Annotated in this window: 13 protein-coding genes; 4 read left to right on the forward strand and 9 right to left on the reverse strand. The window is 37.1% G+C overall.

Annotation, left to right across the window (positions count from 1 at the left end):
• Window positions 1-95 precede the first annotated feature (95 nt).
• Window positions 96-1160: a potassium channel family protein gene (locus K2F26_RS02435; protein WP_302850038.1), complete on the forward strand. Its 1065-nt coding sequence runs from the start codon at window positions 96-98 to the stop codon at window positions 1158-1160.
• A 79-nt stretch (window positions 1161-1239) separates the two neighbouring features.
• Here the strand turns inward: K2F26_RS02435 and K2F26_RS02440 are convergent, their stop codons facing one another.
• The 7 genes from K2F26_RS02440 to K2F26_RS02465 form a co-directional block, all read right to left on the reverse strand.
• Complete coding sequence (locus tag K2F26_RS02440; protein WP_220610206.1) at window positions 1240-1800, reverse strand: methylmalonic aciduria and homocystinuria type D protein; 561 nt, start codon at window positions 1798-1800, stop codon at window positions 1240-1242.
• A 152-nt stretch (window positions 1801-1952) separates the two neighbouring features.
• A complete protein-coding gene (locus K2F26_RS02445) occupies window positions 1953-2159 on the reverse strand; it encodes a glycogen debranching protein (protein ID WP_096571641.1) in 207 nt (68 codons plus the stop codon).
• Window positions 2160-2455: 296 nt separating this feature from the next.
• A complete protein-coding gene (locus tag K2F26_RS25105; RefSeq protein WP_302850039.1) occupies window positions 2456-2584 on the reverse strand; it encodes a response regulator in 129 nt (42 codons plus the stop codon).
• Window positions 2585-2663: 79 nt separating this feature from the next.
• Window positions 2664-3368, reverse strand: coding sequence for a DevA family ABC transporter ATP-binding protein (locus tag K2F26_RS02450; RefSeq protein WP_220610207.1), 705 nt, complete (start codon window positions 3366-3368; stop codon window positions 2664-2666).
• A 104-nt stretch (window positions 3369-3472) separates the two neighbouring features.
• Window positions 3473-4654, reverse strand: a complete 1182-nt coding sequence (gene devC / locus K2F26_RS02455; protein ID WP_220610208.1) for an ABC transporter permease DevC — start codon at window positions 4652-4654, stop codon at window positions 3473-3475.
• Window positions 4655-4705: 51 nt separating this feature from the next.
• Complete coding sequence (locus tag K2F26_RS02460; RefSeq protein ID WP_220610209.1) at window positions 4706-5995, reverse strand: ABC exporter membrane fusion protein; 1290 nt, start codon at window positions 5993-5995, stop codon at window positions 4706-4708.
• A gap of 43 nt (window positions 5996-6038) precedes the next feature.
• Window positions 6039-6632: a TetR/AcrR family transcriptional regulator gene (locus tag K2F26_RS02465; RefSeq protein ID WP_220610210.1), complete on the reverse strand. Its 594-nt coding sequence runs from the start codon at window positions 6630-6632 to the stop codon at window positions 6039-6041.
• A gap of 347 nt (window positions 6633-6979) precedes the next feature.
• On the opposite strand from K2F26_RS02465, the gene K2F26_RS02470 reads away from it, so the two are divergent.
• Window positions 6980-8215, forward strand: coding sequence for an HhoA/HhoB/HtrA family serine endopeptidase (locus K2F26_RS02470; protein WP_220610211.1), 1236 nt, complete (start codon window positions 6980-6982; stop codon window positions 8213-8215).
• A 955-nt stretch (window positions 8216-9170) separates the two neighbouring features.
• Here K2F26_RS02470 and K2F26_RS02475 read toward each other — a convergent pair.
• Window positions 9171-9857, reverse strand: a complete 687-nt coding sequence (locus K2F26_RS02475; RefSeq protein WP_220610212.1) for a LabA-like NYN domain-containing protein — start codon at window positions 9855-9857, stop codon at window positions 9171-9173.
• Window positions 9858-10252: 395 nt separating this feature from the next.
• Window positions 10253-10780, reverse strand: a complete 528-nt coding sequence (locus tag K2F26_RS02480; protein WP_220610213.1) for a universal stress protein — start codon at window positions 10778-10780, stop codon at window positions 10253-10255.
• Window positions 10781-11445: 665 nt separating this feature from the next.
• Here K2F26_RS02480 and K2F26_RS02485 point away from each other — a divergent pair.
• Window positions 11446-12087, forward strand: a complete 642-nt coding sequence (locus tag K2F26_RS02485) for a phosphoribosyltransferase (RefSeq protein WP_220610214.1) — start codon at window positions 11446-11448, stop codon at window positions 12085-12087.
• A gap of 86 nt (window positions 12088-12173) precedes the next feature.
• Window positions 12174-12902 (forward strand): dienelactone hydrolase family protein, encoded by a 729-nt coding sequence (locus K2F26_RS02490; RefSeq protein ID WP_220610215.1) that lies wholly within the window; start codon window positions 12174-12176, stop codon window positions 12900-12902.
• Window positions 12903-13012: the final 110 nt, after the last annotated feature.

Here is a 13012-nt window from a genome sequence, read left to right on the forward strand (position 1 = left end):
TTTAGCAGGTTTTTCTAAATATTTCAAAATTTACTATAGTATGAAGTAGAATTTTTTTTAATTTTTAATTTTTAACTTTTAATTTTTAATCACCTGTGTATTCTACCCTTGAGCAAAAATATAAAGGTATTCAACAAGAGTTAATGGCTGGGGCTGTAGCCCTAGTATTTGTGTTCCTTAGTGGCACTTTATGGTATTGGTTGGTGGAAGGCTGGTCATGGGAAGATGCGGTTTACATGACGGTCATTACTTTAGCTACTGTAGGATATGGCGAAACTCGCCCGTTAGATAATCAGGGACGTTTGTTTACAATTGTCCTGATTTTAATGGGTGTAATCAATCTCGGTTACATTGTCAATAGATTTACTCAAGCAGTAATTGAAGGTTATTTTCAAGAGGGTATTCGACTCAGACAACAAAGGCGTTTAATGGAATCATTAATTGGACATTATATTATCTGTGGTTTTAGTCGGACTGGGCGACAAATCGCTAAGGAATTTCAGGCTGAGGGTGTGTCTTTTGTAGTGATTGATTCTGAGTTAGAATCTGTGCAGCAAGCTCAGTCAGAAGGTTATATTGTGTATCAGGGTGATGCCACACTGGATGATACTTTGTTGAAAGTTGGTATTGAACGGGCAATTTGTATTGTGGCAGCGTTGCCTTCTGATGCGGAAAATTTATATACTGTTTTATCAGCAAAAACTCTCAATCCTAATATTCGGGCGATCGCACGGGCAAGTACAGAGGAAGCTGTACAAAAGTTACAAAGAGGAGGGGCTGATGCGGTGATTTCTCCTTATATTACTGGAGGTAAACGCATGGCTGCGGCTGCTCTCAGACCACAGATTTTAGACTTTGTGGATGGGATGCTTTCTGGTACAGACCGTCAATTATATATGGAAGAATTTTTATTAGATGCGGCTTTCTGTCCTTTTGTGGGGCAAACTTTACAAAAAGCGAAATTGCGATCGCAAACCGGCGCATTAGTTTTAGCTATTCGTCGCAGTGATGGAAATCTCATTGGTGGACCAACGGGAGACACTGTTTTAATGTCAGGAGATACCCTAATTTGTATGGGTACGGCTGAACAACTGCGAAGTTTAAATCAAATTCTTGGACCTATTAATTCTCAACAACTAAGAAGACCAAAACAAAGTTAAGATTTGGGTTAAGATTTGGGTTAAGAGTTGGGGATTTTCAATAGTTGTCACTGCTGCAATAATATGGGAGGAGAATTAATTAAACATCAACTTCCGTCCACCCATGCAAAGGAGCGATCGCTTTCATTACTGATGCAATTATTTCTGGTGATGCTGCCGAAAGTAACACACTAGGATAAACAGCAGCACCCCATTGAGGATGCACCAGTACACAGCATTTATTTTTAATCACAGGATAATTTAGTAAAGCTTTAGCAACTGCTGTATCATCATGGGGAACAGGACCGGGATGGGAAAGTAAAGGATAACCTGTACGGGGATCAATTAAATCGGTGACATAACCGCGATCGCGCAAATTAAAAGCCACATCACAACCGAACCGCATAAACTTTTCCCGTAACCTTTCTTTTTCTGTTTCTGTTTCCGCAGTAATTTCTAAAAGTGGATATTTTGATTGTTGTAAAACAACCACCACCCACAAAAACTGTTGCTGTGTCCAATCTGGTAATATCTGTTCGCAGTTGGCACAGATATATTGACTGGGGTTATGAATAGAAATTTGTACAGCTTGTCCCGTTTTGCCAACTAAATTAATGGGATAGCCTGGCTCAGAAGTGCAAACACTGGAATAGTTCACCACATTTAATCTGTTTTTGCAAGTTTGTTTTATTTATTCCTTGCTTATGATAATAACTCTGAAAACTTCTAAAAAATCATCAATATTTGATGTCAGGAGTCAGAAGTCAGGAGTCAGGAGGAAACAGATTTGAGGTTTTATCAAGCAACTCTAAATCAATTAAGTTTTAAAGCATTGACTGGAACTTCATCCCAAGAATTTACAGTACGTAACTGTGCAACCCAACCATCTGCTTTTTGCTTATCAGTCAACCCTTTTTGAAAGGACTCATGACAATCTTGAGCTTGACTCTGATCACAACAAGCAATACAAGCATGAATCATTCCCGATGGATCAATTTGCTCATTTACCCAAATAGTCATAGCTACCTCTTTTTAAATCTTGTGGTAAACTTTTGGTAAAACTGTTATATCATGTCCAGTTGAAATCTTATCATATCTATAGTGATCCAATTTGATTCCTGAAATTATTTGTTTAGGCAGACAAGAGGCAGTCATGCAAAAGGCAAAAGGGTTTTAGAGAATTTCGGTGTACGGATTTTTGTTCAATAATCAAATAGGAGTCCTATATTACGGCAGGTAATAGCGAATAGGATAAACAGAGGAGAAAAATTAAAAGCAAAATTAAAGAACTTCTGCCTCCTGCCTCTTGCTGTGATTCAAAGTAAGGCTTGTTGGAGTGTTTCCAGTTTGATAGGTTTAGAGATAAAATTATTCATACCCATAGCCAAACATTTATGACGGGTTTCTGAAGAAATATCGGCAGTGAAGCCAATAGTTTGAGGCAACTATCCCAGAGGAAGTCTCAAAAATCTCAACCTACTGCTGGGGATGTAAAAACCCCAGCCTCAATAAAGTAGACTTTCCCTAGTTCATCTTTCCATCTTCCATATAAATAATCCGATCTGCTATATCTAAAATGCGGTTATCGTGAGTAACAAGCAAAATGGTACAACCTTGCTCTTTCGCTAATTTTTGCATTAATTCTACCACATCCCGTCCTGATTGTTTATCTAATGAAGCAGTAGGTTCATCTGCTAATACTATTTTAGGATGACTAACTAAAGCACGGGCGATCGCTACTCTTTGTTTTTGTCCTCCTGATAAACTCTCTGGATAGTAATCTACACGATCTCCTAACCCAACTTCTTCTAACATGGAAATAGCTTTAGTATTAATATCTTGATTTAAATATTCTTTATGCAACTCTAAGGACATTCTCACATTTTCTTTAGCTGTTAAAAAGCTCATTAAGTTATGCGCCTGGAAAATATAACCAATTTGACGACGCAATTTAGTTAACTTGCTTTTACTCGCTCCCCGCATTTCTTGATTTAATATTTGCAAACTTCCTTCTTGAGCAGAACGCAACCCACCCATTAATGATAATAAGGTGGTTTTACCTGAACCAGAAGGACCTGTCATAATCACAATTTCCCCGGCTTTAATTTCTAAGTTGATATCAAATAATACTTGTTTTTTTAAATTTCCTTCACCAAAATAATGATGCAGTTGAGAAACATGAATTACTGTATTTGAAGCAATTTTTGATTGAGTATTAATTTTTAACATGGTTTGTTGTGAGTATTTTGTGATGGTTTGTAGTCAGCAATTTATTGCTCATTCTTGCTGAACACATCAGGACTAAAGTCCTGACTACGAACTTTTTAGGAACTTTAAAAAATGTCCGCAGGATCAGCAGAACGAAGTTTTTTCAGGGCGATCGCACCAGAAACACTACACATAATCACCGTCATAATAAACACTGTAATTGCTCGATCTACTTTCATAGAAATGGGTAACATAGTGGCTGCAAATGTGAGTTGATATAATCCAAAAGAAAGAAAAAATGCCGGCAAATAACCTAAAATAGCTAAAAATAAAGCCTCTTGTATTAAAACTCCCAAAAGATAACCATCTGTATAACCCATTGCTTTAAGAGTTGCATATTCTGGAAGATGATCGGAAACGTCAGAATAAAGAATTTGATAAACAATCAGAATACCAACAATAAATCCAACTCCTACACCCAATCCAAAAATAAAACCAATACCTGTACCATTAGCCCAATAATTCTTTTCTTTTTGGGCAAAATCTTCTGGTGTTCCTATTTCTACAAAGGGATTTTTAGGATCTGGATTTAATCCTATTCTCAGTTGTGTTTTGATTTTCTCCACATCTGCACCTGGTTGGAGATTAATTAAACCTACTTCAATTTGATCGGGTTTACGTTCAGGAAATAATTGCAAAAAAGTGGAATCACTCGTAATCACATTACCATCAGCAGCAAAGGAAGCACCATTACTAAATACACCTTTAACACTCACAGATTTATTATTCAGTTCTGTTTGAAAATTGCCTGTTTTTTTGAATATTTCACCTACAGCACCATATTCTGGACGACCAGCTTGATCAAACATTACTTGATTTAGTGGTTTGAGAGCATCGTTATTTTTTTGCACTTCTGGAAATTTCAATCCTGGTTGATTTGGATCTACTCCCCAAACTAAAATAGCTCGATCAATTCGTGTTTCAGGATTGCGCCATTGTCCTGTACCAATATAAACAGAATTAACTGATTTTACTCCATCATAACTTAATGCTTGATAGAGTCTTTCTCTGGAAAAACTTTTCACAGAGAATAAGGTATTAAATTGAGGATTAATTAATACTAAATCTGCTGATAAATTGCGATGTGGTTGAATTGCTGCATCAAACAATGCACTTTCAAAACCCATCTGAATAAAAATCAACATATCAGCAAAAGTAATTCCCGCGACTGCAACAGCTAACCGCGTTTTTTCTTTCATTAGCTGACGCAAAGCAAGAGGCGTTTTCAGAAATAGTTTTTTAGTCATTTGTCATTAGTTATTATTTGTTAGTTATTAGTTATTTTTACCCAATCACCATTACAATTCAATTGCTGTTTGTACTTGTAAGTTAGTAAAACCTGCAACTTTTTTACTATCTTCAGAAGTGAGTTTAATTTTCACTTCAATAACTCGACTGTCTAAATTTTCCCCTGGTTGGTTACTAAACACATTTTGACGATTGACTTGTAAACCAATTTGGGCAACTTCTCCCCGCAGTTCACCTGTAAATGTAGGACTGGTAATTACAGCTTTTTGTCCAATCTTTACCTTATTAATATCAGTTTGATAAACTTCTGCTACTGCTAACATTTGTTCTGTTTGTGCAAAGTCTGCAATACCAGATTCACTTATTTTCTCACCGACACGGGTATGAATTTTGAGAATTTTTCCTGTCATGGGAGCGCGAATAAATGCTGCTTGGAGTTCGGTTTGAGCGCGTTTAAGATCAGCGATCGCACTTTCAACTTCTGTTTGTGCTAAGTTCACATCTACAGGACGAACTTCGGCAATACTGTTAAGTGTAGCTTTGGCTTCGTTAATTTGTTTATTGCTAGTAGTGTTAATTCTATTTAATGCCACTTTTGCTTCGGCTAATTGTTTGGTTGCTGTAGAATTTATACGTTCAATAACTGCTTTAGCTTCACTTAATTGTTGTTTGGCAGTTTCTACATTTAACCGTTTACTATCAATTAAAGAATTAGAAATTGCACCCTCTGAATATAACTGTTGATAACGTTGATATTCTGATTCGGCATTCTTTAATTCTGCTGTTAATTTATTAATAGTTGCTTGTTGGGCAATTCTATCACCTTGCCATTGAGCTTCTATTCTAGCAATATTTTGTTGTTGAGCGTTTTTATCCCCTTCATACTGGGCTTTTATTCTTTCAAGATTAGCTTTTTGTGCTTGAATTTCTCCTGCTTTAGCTCCAGCTTTTATTTGCTCAAGTTTGGCTTGGGAAACTCTCACTTGTTTCTCAGCTTGGAGGACAGAATTTTGCAATTTATCCCGTGAATCTAAAATCGCAATTACCTCTCCTGCTTTAACTATATCACCTTCTTTAAAGAGGATTTTTTCTACTCTATCTCCATCTAATGCTAAAGGTGCAGATAGCTTAATTACTTCTGTTTCTGGTTCTAATCTTCCTAAAGCTGTTACCTTACTAGGAATAGCAGCAGTTTCTGTTAATTCTCCAGTGGTCGCATTGCCAACTTTACCAAAATTAGAAATACCATAGATTGCAATTCCCACAGTTATAGCGGTGGCTGCTAAAACCAAAACAATTAACCCTTGATTTCCTGGTTTCAATAATAATTTATAACTCATTTTTTTTGACTCCCCACAATAAAAAAATCTGCGTTTATCTGCGTTAAATTAATGATATTGACCTATTCTTTGTCTGTAAATAAGCTGTTAACATTTCCCCTAAAAGTTGGCATTGTTCCATAAAATCAATTGTTTTATCACCCCATAATTTTTCCAGAATTACACCGTTGACAAAACTCAATACAAATGATGCTAAAACTTGATCTTCAATACCCAAAAATTCACAAGCTGCTTGTTGATATCTTTTGTTAGCACGTTGGAAAACTGTGCTATTATTGAGCATGGTTTTTGAGTCTTGATTTTGACAAAAATCAACCCAAACATAAGTCCATTTAATTAGGTAATCTTCGTTATTGACAAGATAATTACCCAAAGCTGTCATCATTTCTGATATGTTGTTTTTTCCTCCTAATTCTGCTAAAGCTGCCATCACATCTTGCTGACTAATTTCTTCTACCAGTTGTTCAAATAAAGCTTGTTTACTGGGGAAGTAGTGATAAAGCGTACCCGTGGAAACCCCTAAACTGTTAGCAATTTGCCGCATGGTGATAGCGCCATATCCTTTGTCTGCAAATAAGTCAAAACACTTGCCGAGTAATTCTTTGCGGTATTGTTCATGATCCACAATTTTCGGCATAGTTGATGTTTTCTTTTTGTTTTGTTATTTTATATCGAACGTTTGTTATTTTAAGTTAATATCAGAGATAGAATTTTGTCAAGGTGTGAGTTTTTAACAAACCGCTATCCGGTTTCCCGAAATTTCCAGTTGGGTAAGTCCTAATATTGTGAAATGAGTAAAGTTGGTATAATCTTAACAGATTTTATAGATTTTTTGGAAAAATTTACATTTGTGAGTGTATCTCACTAAATACCGGTGCTGATTAATAGCAGCTAAACTGTTGACAGTGATGGAATTAGGCAACAAAATCTGCCAAAAAAATATCTACATTAGTAACAACTCTAAATATCCTTTCAGATAAAGAAATGCAAAACCAACCTCAAGACAAAGATAATCTGTTAACCAAAAGCCATGATCATGCGCCTTGGAAAAAAGCAGCGGCTTCTTTATCCTTGGTGTTGCTGGGATCAGGGATGACTTTTGCAGGAGGCTATTTAGCAAATAACCAACAGCAAGTGGCTGAAACGGCATCTAAACTAGCTGTACAAAGTGTAAATGCAGCGCCGCCATTACCAGGAAACACAGATCCGAATTTTGTGACTCAGGTTGTGCAGAGAGTCGGACCTGCGGTGGTGCGGATAAATTCTTCTCGCACTGTGCAAAGCAGGATACCGGAAGAATTTAATGATCCGTTTTTCCGGCAGTTTTTTGGGTCAAGATTACCAAGGGGAGGAAACCGGGTAGAAAGGGGTGCGGGTTCAGGTTTCATCATAAGTGCGGATGGTCGTATTTTGACTAATGCTCATGTAGTGGAAGGTGCGGATAGGGTGACAGTCACTTTAAAGGATGGACGCACTTTTCAAGGTAAAGTAGTAGGAAAAGATGAATTAACTGATGTGGCAGTGGTAAAAATTGAAGCAAATAATTTACCGACTGTATCTTTGGGTAATTCTGATCAGTTACAACCGGGACAATGGGCGATCGCTATTGGTAATCCCTTGGGTTTAGATAATACTGTAACTACAGGTATTATTAGCGCCACAGGACGTTCTAGCAACCAAGTAGGTGTTCCTGATAAACGAGTAGAATTTATTCAAACCGACGCAGCAATTAACCCTGGTAACTCTGGCGGTCCATTGCTCAATGCCCGTGGAGAAGTAATTGGCATGAATACAGCTATAATTCAAGGAGCGCAAGGTTTAGGATTTTCGATTCCTATTAATACAGCAAAACGAATTTCTGATCAATTAATCACTACAGGTAAAGCGCAACATCCATATTTAGGCATTCAGATGGTAGGGATCACACCTGAGTTAAAACAACGGATTAATTCAGATCCCAACAGTGGTTTAACTGTGAATGAAAATCAAGGAGTATTAATAATTAGAGTCATGCCCGACTCACCCGCAGCTAAAGCCGGAATACGTGCTGGGGATGTGATTCAAAGGCTAAACGGTGAAGTAGTCACAGAAGCATCTGCTATACAGAAAGCGGTGGAAAAAGCACAAGTGGGAGGGAATTTGCGCTTAGATTTACGTCGCAATGGACAAAGTATTAATATTGCTGTCCGACCGGGGACTTTTCCCACAAATATCCAATAATTAGAGTGGGCAGGAGGCAGGAGTTATTTATTTTGGATTTTGGATTGTTTTTGTTATCTCCAATCTCAGAGGATGTTGGAAAAGTATCAAAATTCATGGAGATACACCCAACCCCCCTTAAAAATGGGGGCTAAATTCCTCAAAATCCACGCCAGTTGCTTCAAGTCGGTAAACCCGCCCAACGCACTTGCTCCCCTTTTTAAGGGGGATAATGGAGGATCTGCGGGTGTCAAATCCCATACGAAAAAGTTTTCAAACAACCTCTAAAATCTAAAATCTAAAATTATTTTGTCTCTTGTCTTTTGCCTTCTGTTACCTGTTACCTGTTACCTGTTACCTTTCCAAACAGATATGATAACTATTCAAAGAGAGGTGATATAGTAGGAAAAGCTAAGAGCAAAAATAGCTAAAAGCACAGGAATTATAGTATTAGATTCCAGTTGGCGATTTTTGAGGATTTTGAAGCAAGATATCGGAATAATTACAGGCCAGAAGATGGTAGTGATTACAAACATAACAAATGATAAAAATTTATCCTCTGGTGTATGTGTAGGGTGAAGAAGGGAAAACTTTAACCAATTGGTAAAAAAATAGCAAGTCATTAGTAGGTAACTAATCACTAATGTTAATTGGATCTGGGTCACTATTTGCACTCCTAAATAATTTTTTGGTTCTGATTACTTCCTCGCATAAATCTTGCGCCAAGCCTTTCACAATGGACAATTATCAATTGATAAGGTAGTTAGGATAGCAATTATACATATAAATGTTAATCAGCTATTCCCTTTTTGGTATAGCACAGGTCTAAAAAAGTGGCAAATACAATGCAGCATCAGCTACATCCTCAATAGATGTACTAGAACCAGTCAATTTGGAACAGACAAAATAGCTGGGAAAATGCTGACCTCAAAATTCAGGAGTGAGGAGTCAGTAGTTAAAGTAATTAAATGGGAATTTAAAGTTGGGAAGTAGACGAAGACCGATAAGTATAACCGACTTGAGAATCTTTTTGAATGTACTGTTTGATACTCTCGAAATCAATGAAATAATCAGCCACATCAATCAGGCTATCACTGGTCATGCTTTGCAGACCAATTACTTCTACTCTAGATCCCAAGCTGGTAACGGCATTGACAGCATAGGCTAAATCTCCATCTCCACTGACTAACACAGCGGTATCGTAGTAAGGAGCTAGAGTAATCATATCCACAGCAATTTCTACATTCAGATTGGGTTTTTTACCATTTTCGGCAACTGCTAGTATGTCTTTGGTGACTACACGATAGCCATTGCGACGCATCCACAACAGAAACCCCTGTTGTTTCTCTTTGCTGGCATCGACACCAGTATAAAAGAAAGCCCGTAAAAGACGAGAGGTTTGAGTTAAACGACAAAGTAATTTAACATAGTCAATTTCAATGCCTAGTTGCAAGGCAGAGTGAAATAAGCTTAAACCATCAATAAAAATGGCTACTCTACCGCGATTAAGATCATCACCAATGCTCATATCGTTCATAGCCTCTTGTGGCTTGATATCTCGACCTTTGACAGTTGTTTTTATTGCAGTTGGTCCTTGCCAATGTGGTTTTTCTTTAAGTTCTTTATATTCGTTTGTTTTTTTGTGAAGATTAGTAAAATTCATTGATGCCTCGATATTTTAAATTGGGATGTCTTTGATAAATTGCTATTATCTAGTATAGTCGCTGCTAAGTTCATAACATTTGTAGTAAACTTAGCAAGAAACTGTCTCAAGAGACGAGTTGCAAATAAACTTAACTTACAGCATTTACAGCAGAATTTAGGAGTCCACAGAGACGTTTGGACTAACTGTCTGTACAGTAAGTAGTGAGGAGTAAACCAGCCTTGATACTTGATTTTGAATCGAAATTTGGGAAAATTTTGTAGTTCATTTACCTGCACTGGTGTATTTCGACTTATGGCTTGTATTGAAGTGATAACCCAGAATTTGGGAGTATTTCAAGATCCCTGTTGGCACAGGGACAAATATTAAAAAAATATTAAAAAATTGTGATCATTTCAGGTGGAAGTTACTTGTGTATTTTCGGTGTTTGCTATGGTAGGAGGCGTGAGGCCTTGTATGGTGAGAACAGAGCAATAAGCATGATGTAAAACGTAGTTGCTGACGCTCCCTAATAAAATTTCACTAATGCCAGTACGTCCTCTGCGACCGACTATAATTAAGTCAGCTGGCCAACTTAAAGCTAATTCACAGATCACTCGGCCTGCATCACCTACGGTTTGGGTAAACTCAGTTTTGACACCTGCCTTAATTGCCGTTTGAGTCAGCGATCGCATCCAATCTAGTCTATCTTGCTTTAGTTTATCCCAAGCTTGCATATATTGATTAATAGTTTCAGTATGCAAGGTAGGATAAATTGTTTCTGGTTGCAAAAATATGGGATTGATGTAAGGATCTTCTAAGGGGGATAGAACGTGAAGCAACATCATTTCTGCCTCACTTGCCTGAGCCAAAAATAGAGATTGATCAAAAATATACTGACTTCTTTCTGAGTTGTCGAGAGCAACTAAAATTTTGTGAAACATAGTTAGTCTTCCTTGGGGAGTATTTTAAATCTATACCTATTGTGGTTTTTCTCTGATATAACTTCAGCTATATTGGCCATGTTAATCAATTTTTGGGAAATATGCAGGAATAATAAATCATCAACTAGCTGAGTATCAATATTGTCATCTTGTTGTAATAATTCAGGAGTCAGCAGTCAGGAGTCAGGAGTCAGGAGTCAGGATCAGAATTTTCAAATTAGGAATGAACTGATTTGAGATTTTATCAACAATATCAATCATGATAGCCAAAGTATTCTTAGATGAAGTTTTGGGATTTTGATCTCTGATAAAATCTGGTATTTTGTTAAATTGTTTGTTGGAAAAATCAAAAAATGAAATCTTCACATCCATACAGCAAATTTGATGAGAATCAGGTACACAAGGGCGGGCTGTGCGTCCCAACCCACAAGAGTTATTATTAATGTTTGTACTTCATTTATCGATAATATGCTGTATCTTTAACAGTGCAAAGAGGATCACAAATTTAAAAGTTTAAAGTTTTCTGTCTGTTACGGAGATTTACAAAAATCATAGTTAATAGGTAGGGGAAAAGATTGATTACCAATCACCAATTACCAGTTATCAATCCAAAATCCTTGCAGCCAAAATCCAAAATCCAAAATCAGTACCAGGAGGTGATCGTGATGGTGTTAAGATTTCGCAACCGTACAGAAGCAGGAAAAATGTTAGCGCAAAATTTGACCGCTTATACTCACGAAGAAAACTTGTTGGTGTTAGCTTTACCGCGTGGGGGTGTGCCGGTGGCGTGTGAAGTAGCGAAAGCTTTAAATGCACCTTTAGATGTTTGTATAGTGAGAAAATTGGGTGTACCTGGTCATAAAGAATTGGCAATGGGGGCGATCGCTGCTGGGGGAATAGGAGTATTAAATTCTGATGTGATCAATACTTTGGGAATAGATAAAGAAACGATTCAGGCTGTTGCGGCTGAAGAATTGCAAGAATTACAAAGACGCGATCGCACTTATCGCGGGGATGCTCCACCTATAAACGTCGAAAATAAAACTGTGATTTTGATAGATGACGGTATTGCTACTGGTTCAACTATGCGTGCTGCTATTGCGATTCTTCAACAACAACAACCTAAAAAAATAGTTGTTGCTATACCAGTTGCACCGACAAGCACTTATAAAGAATTGCAGTCAGAAGTAGATGAAATAGTGTGTTTGCAAATTATAGAATACCTGTCTGCTATTGGATTATGGTATGAAGACTTTTCCCAAACTACTGATGAGGAAGTGAAAGAAATTTTAGATTTTAGATTTTAGATTTTAGATTTTAGATTTTAGATTTTAGATATTACCAATCAGCAGTCACCAATTACCAATCACCAATTACCCAAAAGGTAAAACCAATGAACGATAAACAATCTTGGAATGTTTTAGAGCAAATAGTTACCATTGAGTTAGGACTTCTAAGACTCAAAGGAGAATTAGTTGTACCCCCAGATGCAAAAGGAATTGTTGTATTTGCTCATTGTAGTGATAGTAGTCGTTATAGTACCCGCAATCATTATTTAGCACATTTGTTGCGTCAGCAGGAAGGATTGGCAACTATATTAATAGATTTATTGACGGAAGAAGAAGATGCAATTGATCAGCGTACTCAGCATTTACGTTATGATATTAGTTTTCTGGCTTCGCGGTTAATTACCGTCACAGACTGGTTGTTTGAAAATACCCTGACTCGTAATTTAAAAGTTGGTTACTTTGGTGTAAATAGAGGTAGTGGGGCAGCATTTTTAGCTGCATTAGCTCGTCCGATGAATGTGGGGGCGATTGTTTGCCGTAGTGGTTATACTGATTTGGTAAGTGAAAACCTTTGTTATGTGCAAACCCCAACTTTATTGATTGTTGGTGGTAATGATTGTGCGATAATTGCCATGAATGAGGATGCAATAGCAGAAATTCCCACCCAACATAAACAAATAGAGATTATTCCTGAAGCCAGTCACAAGTTTAACGAACCAGGTGCTATAGAAGAAGTAGCAAGATTAGCGAGTCAATGGTTTAAATATTATCTCTCACCAATTGAAAAGGGGGAATTAAATTTACACGCGATGTCGTTATCAATTGAGAATTGATAATTGACAATTGATAATTGTTTCAATAATTGTTGCATTCAAGATTTAAAACCTCCTATTTACAGGGTAAAACAGCAAAAAATTCCGCTTTTTAAATTCTCTGACTTTAA

Source organism: Sphaerospermopsis torques-reginae ITEP-024, assembly GCF_019598945.1.
In the GTDB taxonomy this organism is placed as follows: domain Bacteria; phylum Cyanobacteriota; class Cyanobacteriia; order Cyanobacteriales; family Nostocaceae; genus Sphaerospermopsis.

Coding starts and splice junctions, on each gene's coding strand:
- K2F26_RS02485 (WP_220610214.1), top strand. CDS start 11,446: ATGGTGTTAAGATTTCGCAACCGTACAGAAGCAGGAAAAATGTTAGCG.
- devC (WP_220610208.1), bottom strand. CDS start 4,654: ATGACTAAAAAACTATTTCTGAAAACGCCTCTTGCTTTGCGTCAGCTA.
- K2F26_RS02465 (WP_220610210.1), bottom strand. CDS start 6,632: ATGCCGAAAATTGTGGATCATGAACAATACCGCAAAGAATTACTCGGC.
- K2F26_RS02490 (WP_220610215.1), top strand. CDS start 12,174: ATGAACGATAAACAATCTTGGAATGTTTTAGAGCAAATAGTTACCATT.
- K2F26_RS02450 (WP_220610207.1), bottom strand. CDS start 3,368: ATGTTAAAAATTAATACTCAATCAAAAATTGCTTCAAATACAGTAATT.
- K2F26_RS02445 (WP_096571641.1), bottom strand. CDS start 2,159: ATGACTATTTGGGTAAATGAGCAAATTGATCCATCGGGAATGATTCAT.
- K2F26_RS02460 (WP_220610209.1), bottom strand. CDS start 5,995: ATGAGTTATAAATTATTATTGAAACCAGGAAATCAAGGGTTAATTGTT.
- K2F26_RS02475 (WP_220610212.1), bottom strand. CDS start 9,857: ATGAATTTTACTAATCTTCACAAAAAAACAAACGAATATAAAGAACTT.
- K2F26_RS02470 (WP_220610211.1), top strand. CDS start 6,980: ATGCAAAACCAACCTCAAGACAAAGATAATCTGTTAACCAAAAGCCAT.
- K2F26_RS02480 (WP_220610213.1), bottom strand. CDS start 10,780: ATGTTTCACAAAATTTTAGTTGCTCTCGACAACTCAGAAAGAAGTCAG.